General features: G+C 70.1%; 16 protein-coding genes and 3 tRNA genes. 8 read left to right on the top strand and 11 right to left on the bottom strand.

Features of this window, described 5'->3' with window-relative positions; translation table 11 throughout:
• Positions 1 to 101: 101 nt before the first annotated feature.
• Positions 102 to 512, top strand: a complete 411-nt coding sequence (locus ACQPYK_RS32345; protein WP_433239268.1) for a RidA family protein — start codon at positions 102 to 104, stop codon at positions 510 to 512.
• Between the two features lie 101 nt (positions 513 to 613).
• Here ACQPYK_RS32345 and ACQPYK_RS32340 read toward each other — a convergent pair whose 3' ends face one another.
• Positions 614 to 1,240, bottom strand: a complete 627-nt coding sequence (locus ACQPYK_RS32340) for a restriction endonuclease (protein ID WP_433239265.1) — start codon at positions 1,238 to 1,240, stop codon at positions 614 to 616.
• Between the two features lie 214 nt (positions 1,241 to 1,454).
• On the bottom strand, positions 1,455 to 2,306 hold the full coding sequence (locus tag ACQPYK_RS32335; RefSeq protein WP_433239262.1) for a LysR family transcriptional regulator: 852 nt from the start codon (positions 2,304 to 2,306) through the stop codon (positions 1,455 to 1,457).
• A gap of 82 nt (positions 2,307 to 2,388) precedes the next feature.
• Between ACQPYK_RS32335 and ACQPYK_RS32330 the strand changes: the two genes are divergently transcribed.
• A complete protein-coding gene (locus ACQPYK_RS32330; RefSeq protein ID WP_433239260.1) occupies positions 2,389 to 3,297 on the top strand; it encodes an MBL fold metallo-hydrolase in 909 nt (302 codons plus the stop codon).
• A 164-nt stretch (positions 3,298 to 3,461) separates the two neighbouring features.
• On the opposite strand, the gene ACQPYK_RS32325 is transcribed toward ACQPYK_RS32330, so the two are convergent.
• The 4 genes from ACQPYK_RS32325 to ACQPYK_RS32310 form a co-directional block, all read right to left on the bottom strand.
• A tRNA-Val gene (locus ACQPYK_RS32325) sits at positions 3,462 to 3,536 on the bottom strand.
• A 16-nt stretch (positions 3,537 to 3,552) separates the two neighbouring features.
• Positions 3,553 to 3,623 (bottom strand) — tRNA-Cys (locus ACQPYK_RS32320).
• A gap of 25 nt (positions 3,624 to 3,648) precedes the next feature.
• Positions 3,649 to 3,720, bottom strand: a tRNA-Gly gene (locus tag ACQPYK_RS32315).
• Positions 3,721 to 3,796: 76 nt separating this feature from the next.
• On the bottom strand, positions 3,797 to 4,447 hold the full coding sequence (locus ACQPYK_RS32310) for an amino acid-binding protein (protein WP_433239257.1): 651 nt from the start codon (positions 4,445 to 4,447) through the stop codon (positions 3,797 to 3,799).
• Between the two features lie 93 nt (positions 4,448 to 4,540).
• On the opposite strand from ACQPYK_RS32310, the gene dusB reads away from it, so the two are divergent.
• The 3 genes from dusB (at position 4,541) to ACQPYK_RS32295 (ending at position 8,768) form a co-directional block, all read left to right on the top strand.
• The gene (dusB, locus tag ACQPYK_RS32305; protein WP_433239254.1) at positions 4,541 to 5,662 is read left to right on the top strand and encodes a tRNA dihydrouridine synthase DusB; all 1,122 of its coding nucleotides are present in this window, start codon (positions 4,541 to 4,543) and stop codon (positions 5,660 to 5,662) included.
• Positions 5,663 to 5,880: 218 nt separating this feature from the next.
• Positions 5,881 to 7,803, top strand: a complete 1,923-nt coding sequence (locus ACQPYK_RS32300) for a TRAP transporter permease (RefSeq protein WP_433239251.1) — start codon at positions 5,881 to 5,883, stop codon at positions 7,801 to 7,803.
• Positions 7,800 to 8,768 carry a TAXI family TRAP transporter solute-binding subunit gene (locus ACQPYK_RS32295; protein ID WP_433239248.1) on the top strand — a complete coding sequence of 323 codons (969 nt, stop codon included), beginning with the start codon at positions 7,800 to 7,802 and terminating at the stop codon, positions 8,766 to 8,768. Before ACQPYK_RS32300 ends, ACQPYK_RS32295 begins: the two co-directional genes overlap by 4 nt.
• On the opposite strand, the gene ACQPYK_RS32290 is transcribed toward ACQPYK_RS32295, so the two are convergent.
• Entirely contained in the window at positions 8,759 to 11,011 is a 2,253-nt protein-coding gene (locus ACQPYK_RS32290; RefSeq protein ID WP_433239245.1) for an ATP-binding cassette domain-containing protein, read from the bottom strand. The two genes, ACQPYK_RS32295 and ACQPYK_RS32290, sit on opposite strands and share 10 nt — an antisense overlap.
• 63 nt (positions 11,012 to 11,074) lie before the next feature.
• Between ACQPYK_RS32290 and ACQPYK_RS32285 the strand changes: the two genes are divergently transcribed.
• Positions 11,075 to 12,031: a helix-turn-helix transcriptional regulator gene (locus ACQPYK_RS32285; protein ID WP_433239242.1), complete on the top strand. Its 957-nt coding sequence runs from the start codon at positions 11,075 to 11,077 to the stop codon at positions 12,029 to 12,031.
• On the opposite strand, the gene ACQPYK_RS32280 is transcribed toward ACQPYK_RS32285, so the two are convergent.
• The 3 genes from ACQPYK_RS32280 to ACQPYK_RS32270 all read right to left on the bottom strand — a co-directional run bounded on the left by ACQPYK_RS32280 (position 11,998) and on the right by ACQPYK_RS32270 (position 16,710).
• Complete coding sequence (locus ACQPYK_RS32280; RefSeq protein ID WP_433239239.1) at positions 11,998 to 12,513, bottom strand: DUF2087 domain-containing protein; 516 nt, start codon at positions 12,511 to 12,513, stop codon at positions 11,998 to 12,000. The two genes, ACQPYK_RS32285 and ACQPYK_RS32280, sit on opposite strands and share 34 nt — an antisense overlap.
• A gap of 139 nt (positions 12,514 to 12,652) precedes the next feature.
• On the bottom strand, positions 12,653 to 15,145 hold the full coding sequence (locus ACQPYK_RS32275; protein WP_433239236.1) for a DEAD/DEAH box helicase: 2,493 nt from the start codon (positions 15,143 to 15,145) through the stop codon (positions 12,653 to 12,655).
• A 197-nt stretch (positions 15,146 to 15,342) separates the two neighbouring features.
• Positions 15,343 to 16,710, bottom strand: a complete 1,368-nt coding sequence (locus ACQPYK_RS32270) for an acyltransferase family protein (RefSeq protein ID WP_433239233.1) — start codon at positions 16,708 to 16,710, stop codon at positions 15,343 to 15,345.
• 185 nt (positions 16,711 to 16,895) lie between these two features.
• Between ACQPYK_RS32270 and ACQPYK_RS32265 the strand changes: the two genes are divergently transcribed.
• Positions 16,896 to 18,143 carry a sensor histidine kinase gene (locus ACQPYK_RS32265; RefSeq protein ID WP_433239230.1) on the top strand — a complete coding sequence of 416 codons (1,248 nt, stop codon included), beginning with the start codon at positions 16,896 to 16,898 and terminating at the stop codon, positions 18,141 to 18,143.
• A complete protein-coding gene (locus ACQPYK_RS32260; RefSeq protein WP_433239227.1) occupies positions 18,134 to 18,781 on the top strand; it encodes a response regulator in 648 nt (215 codons plus the stop codon). Before ACQPYK_RS32265 ends, ACQPYK_RS32260 begins: the two co-directional genes overlap by 10 nt.
• Positions 18,782 to 18,839: 58 nt before the next feature.
• On the opposite strand, the gene ACQPYK_RS32255 is transcribed toward ACQPYK_RS32260, so the two are convergent.
• A complete protein-coding gene (locus ACQPYK_RS32255) occupies positions 18,840 to 19,766 on the bottom strand; it encodes a TNT domain-containing protein (protein WP_433239224.1) in 927 nt (308 codons plus the stop codon).
• Positions 19,767 to 20,137 lie beyond the last annotated feature (371 nt).

The following is a 20,137-nucleotide window of genomic DNA, read 5'->3' as shown; positions in this document are numbered from 1 at the left end:
TAGATCATGCCCGCCATGATGACCCATCGTTGTCCGGGCCGCAATCGGTGCGCCGGGAAAACCCGTCGTGCGGTCGGAACCGGTCTGCGACACTCGGGCGGGTGAACCCGCCGATCATGCGTCTCAACCCCGCCCTCCTGCACTCCACTCCCGGATACAGCCATGTCACCGTGGTCGAGGCAGGCCGGACGGCGTATCTCGCCGGGCAGTGTCCGTTGGATCCGTCCGGTGTCCTGGTGGGGGAGGGCGACGTGACGGCCCAGGTCGATCAGATCGTGGCCAACGCGCTGGTCGCGCTGGGTGCCGTTGGCGCGCACCCCGATCAGGTCGTCCGATCGGTGATCTACGTGGTGAGCGACGACGCAGCAGCCCTGGCGACGGTCTGGCGGCACCTGACCGAATCGGCGCTGGGCGCGGCGTTCACCACCGCGAGCACGCTGCTGGGCGTCGCCCGGCTGGGGTTCACCGGGCAGCTCGTGGAAGTGGATCTCACCGCCGCGCTGCACGAGTGACCGGCCCCGCCTTCGCTGCCCCGTACCTGCGGACAACGGCATCGGGAACGTCGTCGAATTCCGTATCCGCTACCTGACACATTCGCCCAGAGCCCGGTCCTTCAGCTTCGCCGAAGCTCGGCCAGTGGTGTGCCCTGCAGCCATTTCGCGAGCTGATCGCGTTGAATGAGGATGAGCTTGGCCGCCCCGGCCTCGGCCAGCGCGTGCCGGGTGAGGCGGCTGGAGGTGACCAGAACGCCGGTGTGCCCAGCGAAGGTATGCGCCAGTGCGCCGAGGAAGTTGCGCACCTCCGGTGAGCCGACTGTCCCGGTGTAGCGCTTGCACTGGAACGCGAACAGCCGCCCGTCCGGGCCGATCGCGGTCACATCCACTCCCCTGTCGGCGGTCCTGCCGACCTCCTGAACGTCGCGGAAGCCATCGCGGCGTAGCAGCGCGGCCGTCAGTTTCTCAAAGTCGGTGCCGGACAGCAGATCGACCCTGGACAGCTCCTGGTGGGCGGCCAGCCACTGCTGCTGTCGCCGTGCCACTTCACGTGCCCTGGCCAAGAGGAAGGCTGCGGTCGTGATGAGCGCCAGCACGGCCGTCGCGATCAGATAGGGCCAGTAGGCGAAGACGAATCCCAGCACCAGCTTTCCCACCACGATGACCCCGACGATCCCGATCGCCCAAGTGACCAGGTTGATCTCGCGGCCTCTCCGCGACCTGCGTTTGCGCCGACCTGCCATCATCCGGCTCCCTCGCCATGACGGTGATGAGCGTCAGTGTGAGCCGCACCACCGACAAAATCATGCTGGCGTCTCCTGCGCTGCGTTCGCGAAAGCGAAAATCCCAGGCCGCAGATCTGAGGGCGTCGACCGGGTCCGCTTCGGGCCTTCGAAGGTCGTTTCAAAGCATTCAGGGCGTGTGTAAGCCCGCGCGATGCATTCGCCGGCCGCGAGGCGCTCAGTCGCGGTAGGCGGCCGTCGCGATCTGGACGAACGACCGGATCAGCGGGTTCGCGTCGCCCTCGTTCCACGCCGCCACCACGCGGCTCGGCGCCATGTCGATCAGCGGTACCACGGTCAGCTCCTCGGGTGGGTCGTGCCCGAGTGGGGTCATCCCGACCGTGCCGTTCCAGAGCACGGCCTGAAGGCACTCCTGGACGGCGCGCACCACCGGACCCTCGCGAGGCTCGCCGCCGTTCCAGTACGACTGCCAGATCGGGTCGGTGCCGTCAGGGAACTGGAACCAACGCCGGTCGGCCAGGTCGGCCAGCTTCAAGCGGTCGCGGCGGGCCAGCGGGTCGTCGGCGCGCAGCACCGCACCCACCGGGTCGGCGCGCAGCTCGCGCACCGTCAGGCCGGTCTCGTCGAACGGCCCGCGGGTCAGGGCGATGTCGACCAGTCCGGCGCGCAGCCCGCAAGTCGGATCGGTCAGGTCGGTCTCGCGGATGCGGACCTCGACGCCCGGGTGCCGCCGGCGGTACGCGGCGGCCAACCGCGTCGCGCCCCGGTCAGTGCTGTCGCCCAGGATGCCGACGGTGATGGTCGCGGCGCCGGCCGCCGCGGCCACGCGCACGCGTACCCGGTCGGCCTGGTCGAGCAGGGTACGCGCCTCGTCCAGCAGTGCCGCCCCAGCCGGGGTGAGCGTGACGCCTACGGCGGAGCGGTGCAGCAGAACGGCACCGAGGTCGGTCTCCAGGTGCTTGATCGCCCGGCTCAGAGGTGGCTGGCTCATGTGCAGCCGGGCGGCGGCCCGGCCGAAGTGGAGCTCCTCGGCGACGGCCACGAAATAGCGCAGCGTGCGTAGCTCCATGATCGGCGACGATACCCGTACGGTATCGAGACCACCTAATCGGTCTTGGACGGCCGCAGTGCCCGGGCGGTGGAATCGGAGCATGATCGACGAACCGATGACCGACGAACCGATGACCGACCCCGCCGTGCAGGTTGCCGGCGCCCGGGAGATCGCCCCCGACCTGATGGTGATCCCGAACCACCGGGTCGCGCTGGTACCCAACATCGGCATCATCGGCGGTACGCGGGCCGTACTGGTCGTCGAGACGGGCATCGGCGTCGCCAACGCCGAGCAGGTCCTCACCTTCGCCTCCGAGGTGGCGAAGGGCCGTCGGTTGTACCTGACCACGACGCACTTCCACCCCGAGCACGCTTTCGGCGCGCAGGTGTTCGCCGGCCAGGCCACCTACCTGGTCAACCGCGCCCAGGCGGACGACCTGAAGACGAAGGGACCGGGCTACCTGGAGATGTTCCGGGGCTTCGGCGGGCCGATCGCCCGCCGCCTCGACGGCGTCCGGTTGCCCATCCCTGATGTGGTCTACGACGACGGCTACGACCTGGACCTCGGCGGCCGGACCGTACGGCTGCGGCCTACCGGCAGGGGCCACACGAAGGGCGACCAGGTGGTCGAGGTGCCGGACGCCGGCGTGCTGTTCACCGGGGATCTTGCCGAGACCGGGCAGTTCGCCATCTTCCCGTGGTTTCCGCCGTACGACACGGACGTCTCCGGCGTGCGCTGGCTGGCGGTGATGGACCGGCTGGCCGCCACCGGACCCCGGGTGGTGGTTCCCGGTCACGGTGACCTCGGCGGCCCGCAGGTGCTCGCCGAGGTCCGCGACTATCTGTGCGAGCTACGCGACGAGACCTGGCGGCGGCGTGACTCCGCGATGGGCGAGGCCGAGATCGTCGCCGAGGTGCGGACGTTGCTGATCGAGCGGCATCCCGAGTGGGTCGGCCAGGAGTGGATCGAGCGGGGCGTCGGGTGCCTGTGCACCGAGCATGCCGCATGACCCCTCCTCCCGCCATGTCTGAACGATGTATAGGCCGGCGTCCTCGTCGAACTGCGGGCCAGAGCCGATGCGATCGGCGAGGTGGCGTGGGAGGTAAGCGTCGATTCTCCTGGCCGAACGGCCGTGAAAACAGAAAATCCCAGGTCGATGACCTGGGATCGCTGTGGTGGACGATACAGGGATTGAACCTGTGACCTCTTCCGTGTCAGGGAAGCGCTCTCCCGCTGAGCTAATCGTCCTCGCATGAAACACAAGAGGTGGAGACGGGATTTGAACCCGTGTACACGGCTTTGCAGGCCGTTGCCTCGCCTCTCGGCCACTCCACCGGAGTGAGAGCCCGAAGGCCCTTCGAGCGGAAGACGGGATTCGAACCCGCGACCCTCACCTTGGCAAGGTGATGCTCTACCACTGAGCCACTTCCGCGTGTTTTCGCCGGGTGTTTCCCCTGCGGCAACGAGAGAACTCTAGCGGGTTTTCCGAGTGGTTGCGTAACCGTCGGTCAGCCGGGGAGGCGCAGACGGCGGGTGACCCCCCGTTCCACGGCGGGGAGCGTGAGGAAGATCTCCAGGATCCGGGTGAGGCGGTGCACCTCGATGCGGTGGAAGGCGGGGCCGTCGGCGCGGGCCAGCAGGAAGGTCAGCGCCAGCGGAGGCAGGGGCGCGGAGATCACGTGGAGGCCGGAGTCGAGGGTGGTGGCCGTCGGGCGTCCCGGGGTGTCGGCGGGGAAGGGGACCTCCGCGGGGGCGCGCCAGCTGGAGTGCACCACCGTGCGCGGGTCGTCCTCCGTTCCGGCCGCCGCCCAGTCGGCGCTGAACAGCACCGGCATGGAGTCGAGCAGCGTGGCCAGCGCGCGGTCGCCCGCCGTGGTGATGTATTTGAGGATCTCCAGCTCGGGGTAGGTGCCCGGCGCCTCCCGCGTGCCCCACACGCCCTCGACGGTCACCCCCGGGATGCTCTGCAGCCCCTCCACCAGCGTCTCCCGGGGCGCGGAGTCCGGCCAGTAGACGGTGATGTCGTCGACCGCCCGGCCCTCGCCGCGCTCCAGCACGACGAGCTGGGTGATGTCGGCTCCGGCGGAGCCGAGGACATGGGTGATTCTGCTCAGGGAGCCCGGCTGGTCGGGCAATGCGATCCGTAGTCGCAGAAGCATCCATGGCCTCCGGTGTCACGTCTGGCTACGCCAAGGACAACCCTACCCAGCGGCGATTCGTCCCGCCGCGCCCCGTACGGTAGAAACAACCAGGTGGAGTCGTTGAAGCTGGGATCGCTCGAGGTCTGGCCCCCCGTCGTCCTCGCGCCCATGGCGGGGATCACCAACGCGCCCTTCCGGACCCTCTGCCGTGAGCAGGGCGGCGGGCTGTTCGTCTGCGAGATGATCACGACGCGGGCGCTGGTGGAACGCAACGCCAAGACGCTCAAGATGATCCGGTTCGACCCGTCGGAGCGGCCCCGCAGCATCCAGCTCTACGGGGTCGACCCGGTGACCGTCGGCAGGGCCGTCCGGATGATCGCCGAGGAGGACCTGGCCGATCACGTCGACCTCAACTTCGGCTGCCCGGTGCCCAAGGTGACCCGGCGCGGCGGCGGCTCCGCCCTGCCGTACAAGCGGAACCTGCTGCGGGCCATCCTGCGCGAGGCCGTGCGCAACGCCGGGACGCTGCCGGTGACCATGAAGATGCGCAAGGGCATCGACGACGACCACCTGACCTACCTGGACGCCGGGCGCATCGCCGTGGAGGAGGGCGTCGCCGCGGTCGCGCTGCACGGCCGCACCGCTGTCCAGCACTACGGCGGGACCGCCGACTGGCAGGCCATCGCGCGGCTCAAGGAAGCGGTGACCGACATCCCGGTGCTCGGCAACGGCGACATCTGGAGCGCCGCCGACGCGCTGCGGATGATGGCCGAGACCGGCTGCGACGGCGTCGTCGTGGGCCGGGGCTGCCTGGGGCGCCCGTGGCTCTTCAGGGACCTGGCGGCCGCGTGCGAGGGCGGCGAGGAGCGCGTCCGGCCTCTGCTGGGAGAGGTCGCCGCGACCATGGACCGGCACGCCACGCTGCTGGCCGAGTGTTTCGGCAGCGAGCAGCACGCCGTCGCCGACTTCCGCAAGCACGTCGGCTGGTATCTCAAGGGCTTCACCGTCGGGGCCGACCTCCGACGGCGCCTGGCCACCTCCGAGACCCTCGCCGGTCTGAGGGAGGGCCTGGCCGAGCTCGACCCGGTCCAGCCCTGGCCCGACGGCGCGGACGCGCCGCGCGGCAAGACCCATCCGCGCGACCGGGTCCACCTGCCCGTCGGCTGGCTGGACGACCCCTACGACCTCGCGGTCCCCGGCGCCGAGGCCGAACTCGACACCTCCGGCGGCTGAGAGTCCTCGCCCCGTCCGGGGCGCTCGCCATCGCACACGCCGGTACTCCGCGCGCTCGCCATCGCACGCGCCGGTACTCCGTGCGCCGGCCCGGCCCGCGCGGCCCCGCGATCGGCCCCCGTAATCGCGATGAGAACGTGATCCATTCCTGACAGATGATCGTCAGATTGTGGGTAACTTCCCGTCAGGGATCGGCGGCTCACACGTGGGGACGGCGCTTGACGGAGACCACATCACCGGATGACCTGATCGCCGAGTTCGACGCGGAGCGGCCCGCCCGGCGTCTGTCCGGCCGCGTGGCGGGAGCCGTCACCGCGGTCGCCCTCGGACTGTCGCTCTACGCCCTCTACTGGGCCTTCCGCCCAGGTCCCGTGCTGCCGTACCGCATGGTCTTCCTCGCGGTCGTGCTGCCGCTCACCTTCGTCTGCTACAAGCCGGGACGGCGGGGCGGCGATCGTCCAGGCGCCGTCGACTGGGCGCTGGCCGGACTGTCGCTGACGGCCTGCCTCTACCCGCTGGCCGTCTTCGACGAGTTCATCCGCAGGGCGTTCGACCCGACGGCCCTCGACGTGGCGGCGGGCGCGGTCATCTCACTGCTGGTGCTGGAGGCCTGCCGGCGCACCGTCGGCTGGATCCTGCCCGCGGTCTGCCTGGCGTTCATCGCCTACGCCTACTACGGCGGCTACCTGCCCTTCGGCTGGGTCATCGGGCACCGCGGCTACGACATCGACCGGATCATCGCCTCGTTCGTGATGGGCACCGACGGCGTGTACGGCGTGCCGCTCGACGTGGCGGCCACCTACATCATCCTGTTCACGATCTACGGGGCGGTCCTCGACCGCTCGGGCGCGGGCAGGTTCTTCGTGGACGTCTCCCTGGCCGCCTTCCGCCGTTCGCGCTCTGCGCCGGGCCGTACGGTCACCCTCGCCGGATTCCTGCTGGGCACGGTCAGCGGCTCGGGCGTCGCGACGACGGTGAGCGTGGGCAGCGTCGCCTGGCCGATCCTGCGCAGGGCGGGCTACCCCCGCGAGCAGGGCGGAGGAGTGCTCGCCGCGGCGGGCATCGGCGCGATCCTGTCGCCGCCCACGCTGGGCGCGGCGGCGTTCATCATCGCCGAATACATGAGGGTCAGTTATCTCACCGTGCTGGTCTACGCCCTGATCCCCACGGTCCTGTACTACCTGGGCGTCTGCCTGGCCATCGAGATCGACGCCCGCAAGTACGGCACGCGGCCGGTCGAGGTGGACGCGCCGAGGTTCTGGCCGCTGCTGAGGCGCTACGGCTACCACTTCAGCTCGCTGTTCGTCATCGTCGTCCTGATGGCCCTGGGGCAGTCGCCGTTCCGGGCGGTGGTGTACGCCACGCTGCTGGCCCTGGCGCTCTCCTTCCTGGACGCCGGCCACCGGCTCACCCCCCGCGAGACGGCGAAGGCGCTGGCCGCCGGGACGGTGGGGATCCTGCCGGTCGCGGTCACCTGCGCCGCCGCCGGGACGATCGTCGCCGTCGTCACGCTCACCGGGCTCGGCCTCAAGGCGAGCTCGCTGATCGTCGGGGCCTCGGGCGGCGTCCTGCTCGTCACCGCGCTGTTGTGCGCGCTGGCGGTGCTCGTGCTCGGCCTCGCGGTACCGGTGACGGCGTCGTTCGTCATCGCGGCGGTCGTGATCGGGCCCGCGCTGACGGACCTGGGGGTCAGCCAGGCCGAGGCCTACATGTTCATCTTCTACTACGCGGTGCTGTCGGAGGTCAGCCCGCCCACGGCGCTGTCGGCCTTCGCGGCCTCGGCCATCACCGGCGGCAACGCCTACCGGACCATGATGGCCACCTGGAAGTACACGCTGCCCGCCTTCCTGGTCCCGTTCGCCTTCGTGCTGACCCCGGCCGGTTCGGCGCTGCTCGCCCAGGGGCCGGTGGGGGAGATCCTCCTGACCACGGCGGTCTCGGCGCTCGCGGTGGCGGCGCTGGCCGCCACCACCGGCGGCTGGCTGGCCGGCCCCGCGAGTGCGGCCGAGCGGGCCCTGTGCGGGGTGGCCGCCGTCCTGCTGCTGTTCCTGTCGCCGGTCCCGGTTCTCGTCGGGGCGGGCGTCCTGACCCTCGCCATCGCACTGCACCTGGTTACGCGCAAACGGAAGGCACGATCATGACCATCAAACGTGTGGCGGTCCTGCTGGCGGCCGGAGCGCTGCTACTCGGCGGCTGCGGCGGCGACCGGTCCGCGGAGCAGGGCGCGGACCGCAGCACGGCGGGCAAGCGGCTGTCGATCGCCACCGGCAACACCACCGGCGTCTACTACGTCCTGGGCGGCGGCCTGGCCGACCAGATCGGCAAGAACATCCCCGGCTACCAGGCGACGGCCGAGGCGACCGGCGCCTCGGTGGAGAACATCCAGCGGGTCGTCAGGGGCGACTCCGACATCGCCTTCACCCTCGCCGACTCCGCCGCCGACGCGGTCGCCGGCAAGGGCTCCTTCACCTCTCCCCAGCCGATCCGCGCGATCGCCCGCCTGTACGACAACTACACCCAGGTCGTCGCCACCACCGGGTCGGGCGTGAAGTCCGTCGCCGATCTCCGGGGCAAGCGGGTCTCCACCGGGTCACCGAACTCCGGCACCGAGGTCATCGCACTGCGCCTGCTGCGGGCGGCCGGCCTCGACCCGGACAAGGACGTCAGCCGCCAGTCGCTGGGCCTGCCCGAGAGCGTGCAGGGCATCAAGGACGGCAACCTCGACGCCCTGGTCTGGTCCGGGGGGCTGCCCACCCCCGGCATCACCGACCTCGTGACCACGCTCAAGGGCGAGGTCGCCTTCGTCCCGCTGGATGCCGTGCTGGCCTCCGTCCGGCGCGAGCACGGCGAGGTCTATGCTCGCGGCACGATCGCCAAGGACGTCTACGCCACCCCGGCCGACGTGTCCACGATCGCCGTGCCCAACCTGCTCGTGGTGAACGAGAAGATGGATCCCGTCCTCGCGGGAAACCTCGCCAGGCTGCTCCTCGACCACAGGGCCGACCTGGCGAAGATCCACCCCGCCGCCGGAGGTATCACCCGGGAGAACGCCCCCAGGACCGATCCCGTCCCCCTCCACGACGGCGCGAAGCACTACTACGGCTGACCCAGGTCGCGGCGGAGATATTCGGCGGTGAAGGAGCCCTTCGCGTCGAGGAGCTGCAGGGGTGTGCCCTCGAACACGACGCTTCCGCCCTGGTCGCCGCCGTCGGGGCCGAGATCGATGATCCAGTCGGCTTTCTTGACGACGTCGAGGTTGTGCTCGATGGTGATGACGGAGTTCCCGCCGTCCACCAGGCTGTCCATGATGGCCAGCAGATGCTGGACGTCCGACATGTGCAGTCCGGTGGTGGGCTCGTCCATCACGTAGACGGCGCCGGTCTTGTGGAGCTCGCCGGCGAGTTTGATCCGCTGGCACTCGCCGCCGGACAGGCTGTTCAGCGGCTGGCCGAGTTTGAGGTAGCCAAGGCCCACCTCGTTGACCGCGCGCAGGACGCGTGAGGGCTTCGGCTCGGTGAAGAACCCCGCCGCCTCGGCCGCCGTCATCTCCAGCACGTCGAGAACGGACCTGCCGCGCAGGGTGTGCCGGAGCACCTCCTCCCGGAACCGCCGCCCCTGGCAGGTCTCGCACGTCGACGTGACGCCGTCCATGAACGCCAGGTCGGTGTAGATGAGCCCCAGACCCTGGCACTGCGGGCAGGCGCCCTTGGAGTTGAAGCTGAACAGCGCGGGGCTGACGCCGCCGGCGGCGGCGAACAGCTTGCGGATCTCGTCCATCAGCCCGGTGTAGGTGGCCGGATTCGACCGGATCGACCGGCTGACCGCCGACTGGTCGATGACCACCGCGTCCGGGTGCCGCGTCAGGAACACCTCGTTGACGAGCGTGCTCTTGCCCGACCCGGCCACTCCCGTGACCACGGTGAGCACGCCGGTGGGGAAGGCGACCGTGACGTCCTTCAGGTTGCGCGCGGTGGCACCGGTGACGGTCAGCGCGCCGGTCGGCTCGCGGAACCCCGTCTTGAGCGGCTGGTTGTCGCGCATGTGCCGGCCGGTGAGCGTGCCCGCCCGGTGCAGGCCGGCCACGCCCCCCTCGTAGACGATCTCGCCGCCGTGCGATCCCGCGCGCGGTCCGACGTCCACCACGTGATCGGCGATCTCGATGACGTCACGGTCGTGCTCGACCACGAGCACGGTGTTGCCCTTGTCGCGCAGTTCGCGCAGCAGGTCGTTCATGCGGGTCACGTCTCGCGGGTGCAGGCCGATGGTCGGCTCGTCGAAGATGTAGGTCATGTCGGTCAGGCTGCTGCCCAGGTGTTTGACCATCTTGATCCGCTGCGACTCCCCGCCGGAGAGGGTGAGCGTGGGCCGGTCCAGGCTGAGATAGCCCAGGCCGATGGTGACCAGGTGCCGCAGCCTGGCCACGATCGCCGGGACCAGCGTCACCGCGACCGGGCGGTCGATCCCGGCGACCACGTCCACCAGGTGCCGGACCTCCATCGCGGCCATCTCGGCGATGTTGCGGCCGTCGATCCGGCAGGCCAGCGCCGCCTGGTTGAGCCTGGCCCCTGCGCACAGCGGGCAGGCCTGCGTGGAGACGAACTCCATCAGCGCGTCTCGGTTGGACTTGGTGTCGATGTCCTTTTTGATGTAGAGCCGGTCGAACTTGTGGATCACCCCCTCGTAGCCCTGGTGCACCGGGCCGCCCTGCGTCTCGAACGGGACGTCCGGCCCGCTGCCGCGCAGCAGCGTCTCCCATTCGGCCTCGGTGTAGTCCTTCAGCGGCTTGTCGTTGTCGAACAGCCCCGAGTGGGTGTAGGTCTTCCAGTACCACGAGCCGACGCGGAAGTTCGGCAGCAGGATCGCGCCCTCGTTCAGTGACTTCGACCGGTCCAGGGCCAAGCCGACGTCCAGCGCCATCTTCCGTCCCACGCCCTCGCACTCCGGGCACATCCCCGCCGGGTCGTTGAAGGAGAAGGCGTTGGAGTAGCCGGCGAACGGCGTGCCGGCCCGGGAGTAGAGCAACCGCAGCAGGGAGTAGATGTCGGTGATCGTGCCGACGGTGGAGCGGGAGTTGCCGCCGATGCGCTGCTGGCCGATGACGACCGCGGCCGAGAGGTTCTCGATGCCGTCGGCGTCCGGCTGGCCGTACTTGGGCAGGCGGTTGCGGACGAAGGTGGTGAAGGTCTCGTTGAGCTGCCGCTGCGACTCGGCGGCGATCGTGTCGAAGACGATGGACGACTTGCCCGATCCCGAGACCCCGGTGAAGACCGTGATCTGCTTCTTCGGGATCTTCAGCGAGATGTTCTTGAGATTGTTCTCACGGGCGCCCGTTATCTCGATGTGGCTCATGAACCCGACGCTAGCCACGGTTTAGGCCAGTTTCCGGCCGCAACCGGTGGCATCGTGGAAACCATGGCAGACACCACGGCACGGGTGCTTCGACTGCTGTCCCTGCTCCAGGCGCACCGGGAGTGGCCGGGGCCCGAGCTCGCCGAGCGCCTGGAGGTCAGCCCGCGCACGCTGCGCCGGGACATCGACCGGCTGCGCGAGCTGGGTTACCCGGTGCACGCGACGACCGGCCCGGCCGGGGGATACCGGCTGGAGGCGGGGGCGGCGATGCCGCCGCTGCTGCTCGACGACGAGGAGGCCGTGGCCATCGCGGTGGGCCTGCGCACGGCGGCGAGCGGATCGGTGACGGGGATCGAGGAGACCTCGGTGCGCGCGCTGGCCAAGCTGGAGCAGGTGCTGCCCTCCCGGCTGCGCCGCCGGGTCAACACCCTGCAGACCCAGACCGTGGCGGTGCGCGGCCGGCAGCCGACCGTCGATCCCGGCACCCTGACGCTCCTGGCGCAGGCGAGCCGGGACCGTGAGCGGCTGCGCTTCGGCTACCGGCGGCGTGACGGCACCCAGACCGCCCGTCTGGTCGAGCCGTACCGGCTGGCCTCCACCGGGCGGCGCTGGTATCTCGTCGCGTGGGACACCGACCGGCGGGACTGGCGGACCTTCCGGGTGGACCGGCTGACCTCGCCGCTGGCCACCGGGATGCGCTTCGGCCCGCGCGAGCCGCCGCCCGGCTATGTGGAGGAGTCCGTGGTCGCCCCCTTCAGCCGTTACCGTGCCGTGGTGACCGTGCACGCCCCCCTGGTCGTGGTCGCCGAACGGTTCTCCGGGCCCGGCTGGGTGCTGGAGGCGCTGGACGAGCGCAGCTGCCTGCTGCGCACCGGCGGTGACTCCCTGGAGTGGCTGGTCTTCTCCGTCGGGCTGCTCGGTCTGGACTTCACCGTCCACGAGCCGCCCGAGCTGGTCGACCACATCCGGGTGCTGATCGCCCGGCTTCAGGCGTCGACGGAGCCGCCGCTGCGCCAGTAGACATTGTTCTCCCGGCTCAACAGCCCGTCGTCGACCAGGTATCGGCGCAGCGCGGCGTAGTCGTCGTGGAAGGCGCGCAGCGCGGTGTCGACGTCCTTCTCCGGGTAGCGGATCCCGGGCTCGAAGACCTGGGCGATGTAGTTCAGCACGACGAGTTGCTTGTCCCGTTTAGTGGGAATCGCCCGAAGTCGCCCCTCGACGAGAAAGGACTGCAGCACCTTCTCCTCCGGGGAGACCGGGACGGCGGGCTTGGCCGTGGCGTGCAGCAACTCGCGGAACCGCTCCCGCCGCACCTGCCACGCGCCGTCGTCGTCCCGTACGGCCAGCCCGCCGCGTTCCAGCCGGTCCAGCGCCCGTCTGGCCGCGTCCCTGTCCAAACCGGCCTCCTCGGGGCCGCCGCTCAGCACCAGCGCCGCCAGCACCCGTAACGTGTCCTCCTGGTAGAGCAGGCCCAGCACCTGCCTGATCGCGTCATCGCTCATGCCTTCCATTCTGTCGGTCCCGCCGGGTGCCTTCGCTCTGTCGGTCCCGCCGGGTGCCTTCGCGCCGTGGACGCTCACGGCGCGGACGGGGCCCCGGCCCGGGTCGCGGGTGGACGCGTCCGGGCCGGCTTCCGTGGGGTCAGAGGCGGTTCAGGCCGATGACGTGGACCACGGCGCGGCCCTCCTCGTCGGAGGCGGCCAGGTCCACCTGGGCGTCGAGGCCCCAGTCGCCGTCGCCCGCCGGATCGGCGATGACCTGACGGACCCGCCAGAACTCCTTCTCCTCCTCGATCCGCAGCAGGCCCGGACCCCGGGCGTCCGGGCCGGTGCCGATCTCCTCGTGGTCGTCGTAGTAGGCGTCGAGGGCGGCGCCCCAGTCCACATCCGGTGCCAGCTCGGCCAGCTCCGTCTCCCTCTCCAGGGATGCCAGCTCGACCAGGCGGAACATCGCGTTGCGGACCAGCACCCGGAAGGCGCGGGTGTTGGCGGTGACCGGCTTGGTGGTCTCCTCCAGGGAGGGCGCCTCCAGCTCGCCGCTCGGGTTCTGCAGCTGCTCCCACTCGTCGAGGAGACTGGAGTCGACCTGACGCACCAGCTCGCCGAGCCACTCGATGAGGTCGATGAGATCCTCGGTCTTGAGATGCTCGGGGATGGTCCGCGACAGGGTGCGGTAGGCGTCGGCGAGGTAGCGCAGGACGGTGCCCTCGGACCGGGCCAGCTCGTAGAACTGGACGTAGTCGGCGAAGGTCATCGCCCGCTCGTACATGTCCCGCACGACGGTCTTGGGGCTGACGGTGTAGTCGCCGACCCAGGGATGGCCGCGCCGGTAGGTCTCGTAGGCGCCCAGCAGCAGGTCGGCCAGCGGCATGGGATAGGTGACCTCGTTGAGGAGCTCCATCCGCTCCTCGTATTCGATGCCGTCGGCCTTCATCTGCGCCACGGCTTCGCCACGGGCCTTGTTGAGCTGCGCCGACAGGATCTGGCGCGGATCGTCGAGGATGGACTCGATGATCGAGACCATGTCCAGGGCGTAGTTCGGCGACTCCATGTCGAGCAGTTCGAGGCTGGCCAGCGCGAAGGTGGACAGTGCCTGGTTGAGCGCGAAGTCCTCCTGCAGGTCGACGGTCAGGCGGGCCATCCGGCCCTGCTCGTCGGGCTCGGCGAGCTTCTCCACCACGCCGCCGGCCAGCAGCGAGCGGTAGATCGCGATGGTCTGGCCGATGTGGCGCCGCTGCGACTTGCGGTCCTCGTGGTTGTCGGTGAGCAGGTGACGCATCGCCGAATAGCAGTCGCCCGGGCGGTTGATCACCGCGAGCAGCATCGCGTTGCTGACCTTGAACCGGGAGTTGAGCGGCTCGGGCTCGGCGCTCTGCAACTTCTCGAAGGTCTCCTCGCTCCAGCCGACGAAGCCCTCCGGCGGCTTCTTGCGGGCGTAACCGCGCCGCCGCTTGGGGTCGTCGCCGATCTTGGCCAGGGCCTTCTCGTTCTCGACGACGTGGTCGGGAGCCTGGCAGACGACGTAGCCGATGGTGTCGAAGCCGGCCCGGCCGGCCCGCCCGGCGATCTGGTGGAACTCGCGGGCGCGCAGCCGCCGGACCCGGTTGCCGTCGTATTTCGACAGGGCCGTGAACAGCACCGTCCTGATCGGCACGTTGACGCCGACGCCGAGCGTGTCGGTGCCGCAGATGACCTTCAGCAGGCCGGCCTGGGCGAGCCGCTCCACCAGGCGGCGGTATTTGGGGAGCATCCCGGCATGGTGCACGCCGATGCCGTGCCGTACGAGACGCGACAGCGCCCGGCCGAACTTGGTGGTGAAGCGGAAATTGCCGATGAGGGTGGCGATGGCCTCCTTCTCGGCCTTGGTGGACATGTTGATGCTCATCAGCGCCTGCGCCCGCTCCATGGCCGCGGCCTGGGTGAAGTGGACGACGTAGACGGGCGCCTGGTTGGTGGTGAGCATCTCCTCCAGGGTCTCGTGGAGGGGGGTGAGCCGGTAGGAGTAGACCAGCGGGACCGGGCGTTCGGCGTGCTTGACCACGGCGGTGGGCCTGCCGGTGCGCCGGGTCAGGTCCTCCTCGAAGCGGCTCACGTCGCCGAGGGTCGCCGACATCAGGACGAACTGCACGTTCGGCAGCTCCAGCAGCGGCACCTGCCAGGCCCAGCCACGGTCGGGCTCGGCGTAGAAGTGGAACTCGTCCATCACGACCTGGCCGATGTCGGCCTGGGCGCCGTCGCGCAGCGCGACGTTGGCGAGGATCTCGGCGGTGCAGCAGATGATCGGCGCACCGGGGTTCACGCTCGCGTCACCGGTCATCATGCCGACGTTCTCGGTGCCGAACAGCGCGCACAGGTCGAAGAACTTCTCCGACACCAGCGCCTTGATCGGCGCGGTGTAGAAGGTGCGCACGTCCCGGGTCAGCGCGGCGAAGTGCGCTCCGGCCGCCACCAGGCTCTTACCCGACCCGGTCGGGGTGGCCAGGATCAGGTTGTTTCCGGAGACGACCTCGATCAGCGCCTCCTCCTGCGCCGGATAGAGGGTGAGCCCCCGCTCGGAGTTCCACTCGACGAACGCGTCGAAGATGGCATCGGGGTCGGCGTCGATCTCTTCTGGCAGGCGATCTACAAGGCTCACCCTTCAATACTGCCGAAGAACTGACGGTGGTCGGACCGGCTCGGGCAACGGATGCGATCACATCTTGCACAGAATGGGTGACGCGGCGCATGGCTATCTGCTCAAATCACATCAAATTATGATCAAGAGGACTTGGCGGATGGTGCCGCAGACCGGGGCCGGGCCGCGGACCAGGTCAGCGCCCAGTCAGCGCCGAGTCATCGCCGGGCCGGCGCCGGGTCGGCACCGGGGCAATGCTGATCCGGCACCGGGGCGGCGCCGGGCCGGTGCCGGATCAGCGCCAGGGCCGCCAGCATCATCCCCGTAGCGAGCACCGGCGCCGGTCCCGGGACGAAACCGATCGCCGTGAGGATGAGCAGGCCCACCCCTGCCAGCGCCATGGCCGCCACGGTCCGTGCCATCCCCCCGCCGTACGGCGGGGCCTGCGCGGGCGTCTCGAACCGGGCGAGGCACCGCAGCAGCGGATACATGGCCAGGGCGAGCGCGAGCAGCCAGTGCGGCCAGCCCGACAGCCAGGCCGAGGAGCCCGGTCGCGGGGTGGAGACGCCCAGACCCACCACGACCACCGAGGTGACGACGAACATCGCGCTCATGTGCCACAGGTAGACGGTCATCATCCGCGGAGCCGCCCAGGCGAGCACCCGCGACACCCACGGCCACCGCGCGAAAGCCACGATCCACCGGCGCAGCGCCACCGCCAGCCCGATCTGGCCGATCGCCACCGCGAGCAGCGCGATCGTGGGCGGGGCCATGTTGGAGACGGCCGCTCCCGGCATCCCGATCATGCTGCCCGGATAGGGCCCGAAGGCCACCAGCGCCGCGGCCAGGCCGTACCCGGTCAGCGCCATGACCCACGGGCGGCCCAGGCGGCCGTCGGCGTAGAGGAAGCCGAGCTGGTGCACCGCCAGCCAGACCAGCCCGATGTTGAGGAACCCGATGGCGTCCAGGCCGCTGGCGAACCGGGCGACGTCCACCACGACGGCCCCCGCCATCAGCGCCGCCGGCACCCGCCAGCCGTAACGCATGTTGAGCCGGAGCATCGGCAGGGTCAGTGCCACCGCGACCAGGTAGATCGCCAGGAACCAGAGCAGCTGCCCGGCCAGGCGCGAGGCCGTGACCACCGGCTGCTGCGGCATGCCGGCGGCCAGCAGCAGGTGGGGCAGCGGCACCCACACCGCCGCCAGCGGCAGCACCGGCCAGGTCAGGCGGCGCAGCCGCACCGCCAGCCAGGCCGAAGCCGTGCCGCCGCGCCGTACCGAGCCGCGCCAGCCGATCGCGTTGGCCGCACCGCCCGCGAAGAAGACCAGCGGCATCACCTGGCTGATCCAGGTGATCATCCAGGCGCCACCGGTGGACAGCGCGTTGCCGGTGGAGATCCGGCCGTCGGCGAAGGACAGCACCGGCATGCTCCAGTGCTGCAGCACCACCAGGGCCATGCCGAACAGGCGCAGCACGTCGATGAACACATCACGTCCCGGCGGGGCCGTCTGACGGGGGACGGCCGTACGGACGGTCACGCGGGGGACGGCCGTACGGGCTGCCGGGCGGGAGATGACGGCGGTCATGGGAGGTCTCGATTCGTCGGGGGAGCGGTGCCTCGACCCTCCCGCGCGCGCCCCGTCCGGCGCAGTCACGCCCGCAGCAGTCTTCCGCTTCGGATCGCCCCCCTGTCCGGGGTAGTGCTGGCCCTACCCCGGCACGGTGGCGCACCGGGTCGAAGCGGACCCGCCGGGCTCGTAGCGTTGACGCCATGAGAACGCTCCTGCGCCGCATCGGCGCCGACACCCGCTACCTGATCGCGGGTTTCCCCATCGCCGTCGTCTTCTTCTGCCTGATGGTGACGGGTTTCGCCGCGGGGGTCGGCACGATGATCGTGTGGGTCGGCGTGCCGATCCTGGCGATGACGCTGCTGGTGGCGCGAGGCATGGCCGACATGGAGCGGCGGACGCTGCCCGAGGTGCTGGGCCGCGCGGTGCCCCGGCCCCGCTACCGGTCGGCTCCGGAGACGGCCGGCTGGTTCCGGCGGATGGCCAACCCGCTGACCAACGGGCAGTCGTGGCTCGACCTGCTCTACGGGATCGTGGCCTTCCCGATCTCCATCGTGACGTTCGTCTTCACCGTGGTCTGGTGGGCCGGGACGATCCTGGGCCTCACCTCCCCGCTCTACGGCTGGATCACCGCGAGCATCCCCGGCAACCACGGGCTGGCCTACCTGCTCGGGTTCGGCGACGAGGCGTGGATCGACGTGGTCGTCAACACCGTCATCGGCGTGCTGTTCGCGCTGACCCTTCCGGTGATCGTGCGCGGTGCCGCGCTGACCAAAGCAGGGCTGGGCCGGGCACTGCTGACCGGCGTCGCCGAGTTGCAGGAGCGCATCGACGATCTGTCCGAGAGCCGGGCCGCGGCGGTCTCGGCCGAGGCCAACGCGCTGCGGCGGCTGGAGCGTGACATCCATGACGGGCCGCAGCAGCGCCTGGTCTCCCTGGCGATGGACCTGTCGCGGGCCCAGCGCCAGCTCCAGCGCGACCCGCAGGCGGTCGAGCAGATGCTCAGCCAGGCCATCACCTCGACCCGGGAGACCCTGGACGAGCTGCGCGCGCTCTCGCGCGGCATCGCTCCGCCGATCCTGACCGACCGTGGCCTGGCCCCGGCGCTCGCCGCGCTGGCCAGCCGCTGCACGATCCCGGTCGAGCTGGACGTGCAGGTCGTCGGCCGCTTCGCGGCGGCGGTGGAGAACACCGTCTACTTCGTGGTCGCGGAGTCCCTGACCAACGTCGCCAAGCACAGCCACGCCACCGTCTGCACGGTGACGCTGAGCAAGAGCGGGGGCGTTCTGATGCTGACGATCGGGGATGATGGGGTCGGCGGCGCGCACGTCGCCAAGGGACACGGCCTGTCCGGCCTCGCCGACCGCCTGAAGGCGGTCGACGGGGAGATCGCGGTGAACTCACCGGTGGGCGGGCCGACGGTGATCGTGGCGGAGGTGCCGTGCGGGTAGTCGTGGCCGACGACGCAGTGCTGATCAGAGAGGGCCTGATCAGGCTGCTCGAGGAGTTCGGCTGCGAGGTGGTGGCGGCGGTCGGGGACGGCGACGGCCTGGTGAAGGCCGTCGCCGAGCATCGGCCGGACGTCTCGGTGGTGGATGTCCGGATGCCGCCCAGCTTCACCGACGAGGGGCTGCGGGCGGCGGTCGAGGCGCGCCGGCAGGTGCCGGGCGCGCCGGTGCTGATCCTGTCGCAGTACGTGGAGGTGTCCTATGCCGACGACCTGCTCGCCGACGCCAGAGGCGCGGTGGGATACCTGCTCAAGGACCGTGTCGTGGACGTGGACGACTTCATGGGAAGCCTGCGCACCGTCGCTGCCGGCGGAACGGTCTTCGACCCGCAGGTGGTGGCTCAGCTGATGGTACGGCGCCGCCGTGACGACCCCCTCGCCCTGCTCACCCCCCGGGAACGCGAGGTGCTCGGCCTGATGGCGGAGGGCAGGTCCAATCCGGCCATCGGCCGCCAGCTCGTGGTCAGCGATGGAGCGGTGGAAAAGCACATCCGGAGCATCTTCGCCAAACTCGGCCTGTACGCCGAGGACGGCGACCAGCACCGCCGGGTGCTCGCGGTGCTGGCCTACCTGCGCTCCTGACCCCGCCGCGGCGTGGTGTGGCGCATCGCGCGTGGGGGCCGCCGGATCCGGCGGCCGTTCAGTTGGTCGCTTTCAGGTATCCGTTGTTGAGCAGCCATTCCACCGACAGCTCCTTGGACGTCTGGGGAGCTTCGGGAATGTATTTGCTGACCAGGTGGTACTGCTTGGCCGCGCCCTCCTGCTCGAACGCCGCCGTGGCCGGGCCGCCGTCTACTTTGAACTCTTTCACCACCTTGTAGGTGTGATAGCTGCACAGGTATTTCGGGGCCGCCGCATAGGTGTTGAGATTGCTCGGAGGCAGGGCGCGGCCGACATAGGAGGCGCCCAGCGGCGAGACGAAGGCGCCCTTCTCGCCGCCGAAGCGGTCGAGATCGGTGCCGACCGGCAGCGTCACGGTCCTGATCAGCAGTTTGCCGTTGGAGTAGCCGCCGGAGTGGGCGAAGCCGTAGTCCTGCGGGTAGCGCCAGGCGCCGGCGCTCTCGTCCCAGTAGCGGTCGATGAACTCCTGAGGCGAGAGCTTGTTCAGCGGTTTGTAGTCGCGCAGGATCTTGCCGAGCGGTCCGTCGTCGGGAAGATACCTCGGCCCGAGGTTCGGGTCGTCGTCGAGGTACGGCGGCCCGCAGACCGGCTTGGCGGGCTTGGCCGTCGCCGCGAGCGGTGCCTGGCCGGGGGCCGCCGGACGGGCGGCTGCGGCTGCCGCGGCGGACGCGGTGACCGGCACGGCGGTGACCGGCACGGCGGTGACCGGCATGGCGGTGACCGGCACGGCGGTCGGCATGGCGGCCGGCATGGTGACCGGCACGGCGGCGGCCGGCACGGTGACCTGCATGGTGATCGGCGGGGTGCCCGGGTCGCCGGCCGGTGGCACGGACGGCCCGGAGATCATGTGGGGGGCGGTGCCGGCCTGGGCCGTGGCACCGGTGAGAGCAGCGGCGACGATGCCGATGGCGGCGGCCAGCGGTGCGCGTCGTCGAAGATGCCGCACGGATCCTCCTGATGAACTCATGAACAGCTGAATCGGATATACGGCTTCAATTTGTGAATCAGTGGAGATGGCAGTGAACGAGTGGCTGGTCCCCATTCGACGCTTTTCTCCTGAGGCCGGATCCTCGAAAAGTCGGTTCCGTTCCCGTCGCCGCTTTTTCCGAATGGAATGGCCGATCCGTGCGTACCCGGCCTTTCGTTGGCGGCACCGTTGAAGAGTTCAGCGAATGACAAAATCGAAAAGACAAAAGGCGTGCCGGTGTGCATTCTTAATTACCGGGATGAATTGGATCCGCCGTGGCGCCCCGCCCGGCGGCCCGCCGGGATGAACCGGATCCACCTCGGCGCCCCCGCCTGCCGGCCCGGGTGGCG

The sequence above is a fragment of the Streptosporangium sp. CA-135522 genome (genome assembly GCF_050949235.1).
In the GTDB taxonomy this organism is placed as follows: Bacteria; Actinomycetota; Actinomycetes; order Streptosporangiales; family Streptosporangiaceae; genus Streptosporangium.
Note: the sequence above shows the minus strand (reverse complement) of the source record. Positions and strands in the feature narration are given on the sequence as shown.

Excerpts from the sequence above, each read along its gene's own strand:
- ACQPYK_RS32335 (WP_433239262.1), bottom strand. The coding sequence starts at position 2,306 with ATGGAGCTACGCACGCTGCGCTATTTCGTGGCCGTCGCCGAGGAGCTC.
- ACQPYK_RS32290 (WP_433239245.1), bottom strand. The coding sequence starts at position 11,011 with ATGAGCCACATCGAGATAACGGGCGCCCGTGAGAACAATCTCAAGAAC.
- ACQPYK_RS32340 (WP_433239265.1), bottom strand. The coding sequence starts at position 1,240 with ATGATGGCAGGTCGGCGCAAACGCAGGTCGCGGAGAGGCCGCGAGATC.
- ACQPYK_RS32285 (WP_433239242.1), top strand. The coding sequence starts at position 11,075 with ATGGCAGACACCACGGCACGGGTGCTTCGACTGCTGTCCCTGCTCCAG.
- ACQPYK_RS32265 (WP_433239230.1), top strand. The coding sequence starts at position 16,896 with ATGAGAACGCTCCTGCGCCGCATCGGCGCCGACACCCGCTACCTGATC.
- ACQPYK_RS32270 (WP_433239233.1), bottom strand. The coding sequence starts at position 16,710 with ATGACCGCCGTCATCTCCCGCCCGGCAGCCCGTACGGCCGTCCCCCGC.
- ACQPYK_RS32310 (WP_433239257.1), bottom strand. The coding sequence starts at position 4,447 with ATGCTTCTGCGACTACGGATCGCATTGCCCGACCAGCCGGGCTCCCTG.
- ACQPYK_RS32295 (WP_433239248.1), top strand. The coding sequence starts at position 7,800 with ATGACCATCAAACGTGTGGCGGTCCTGCTGGCGGCCGGAGCGCTGCTA.
- ACQPYK_RS32280 (WP_433239239.1), bottom strand. The coding sequence starts at position 12,513 with ATGAGCGATGACGCGATCAGGCAGGTGCTGGGCCTGCTCTACCAGGAG.
- ACQPYK_RS32330 (WP_433239260.1), top strand. The coding sequence starts at position 2,389 with ATGATCGACGAACCGATGACCGACGAACCGATGACCGACCCCGCCGTG.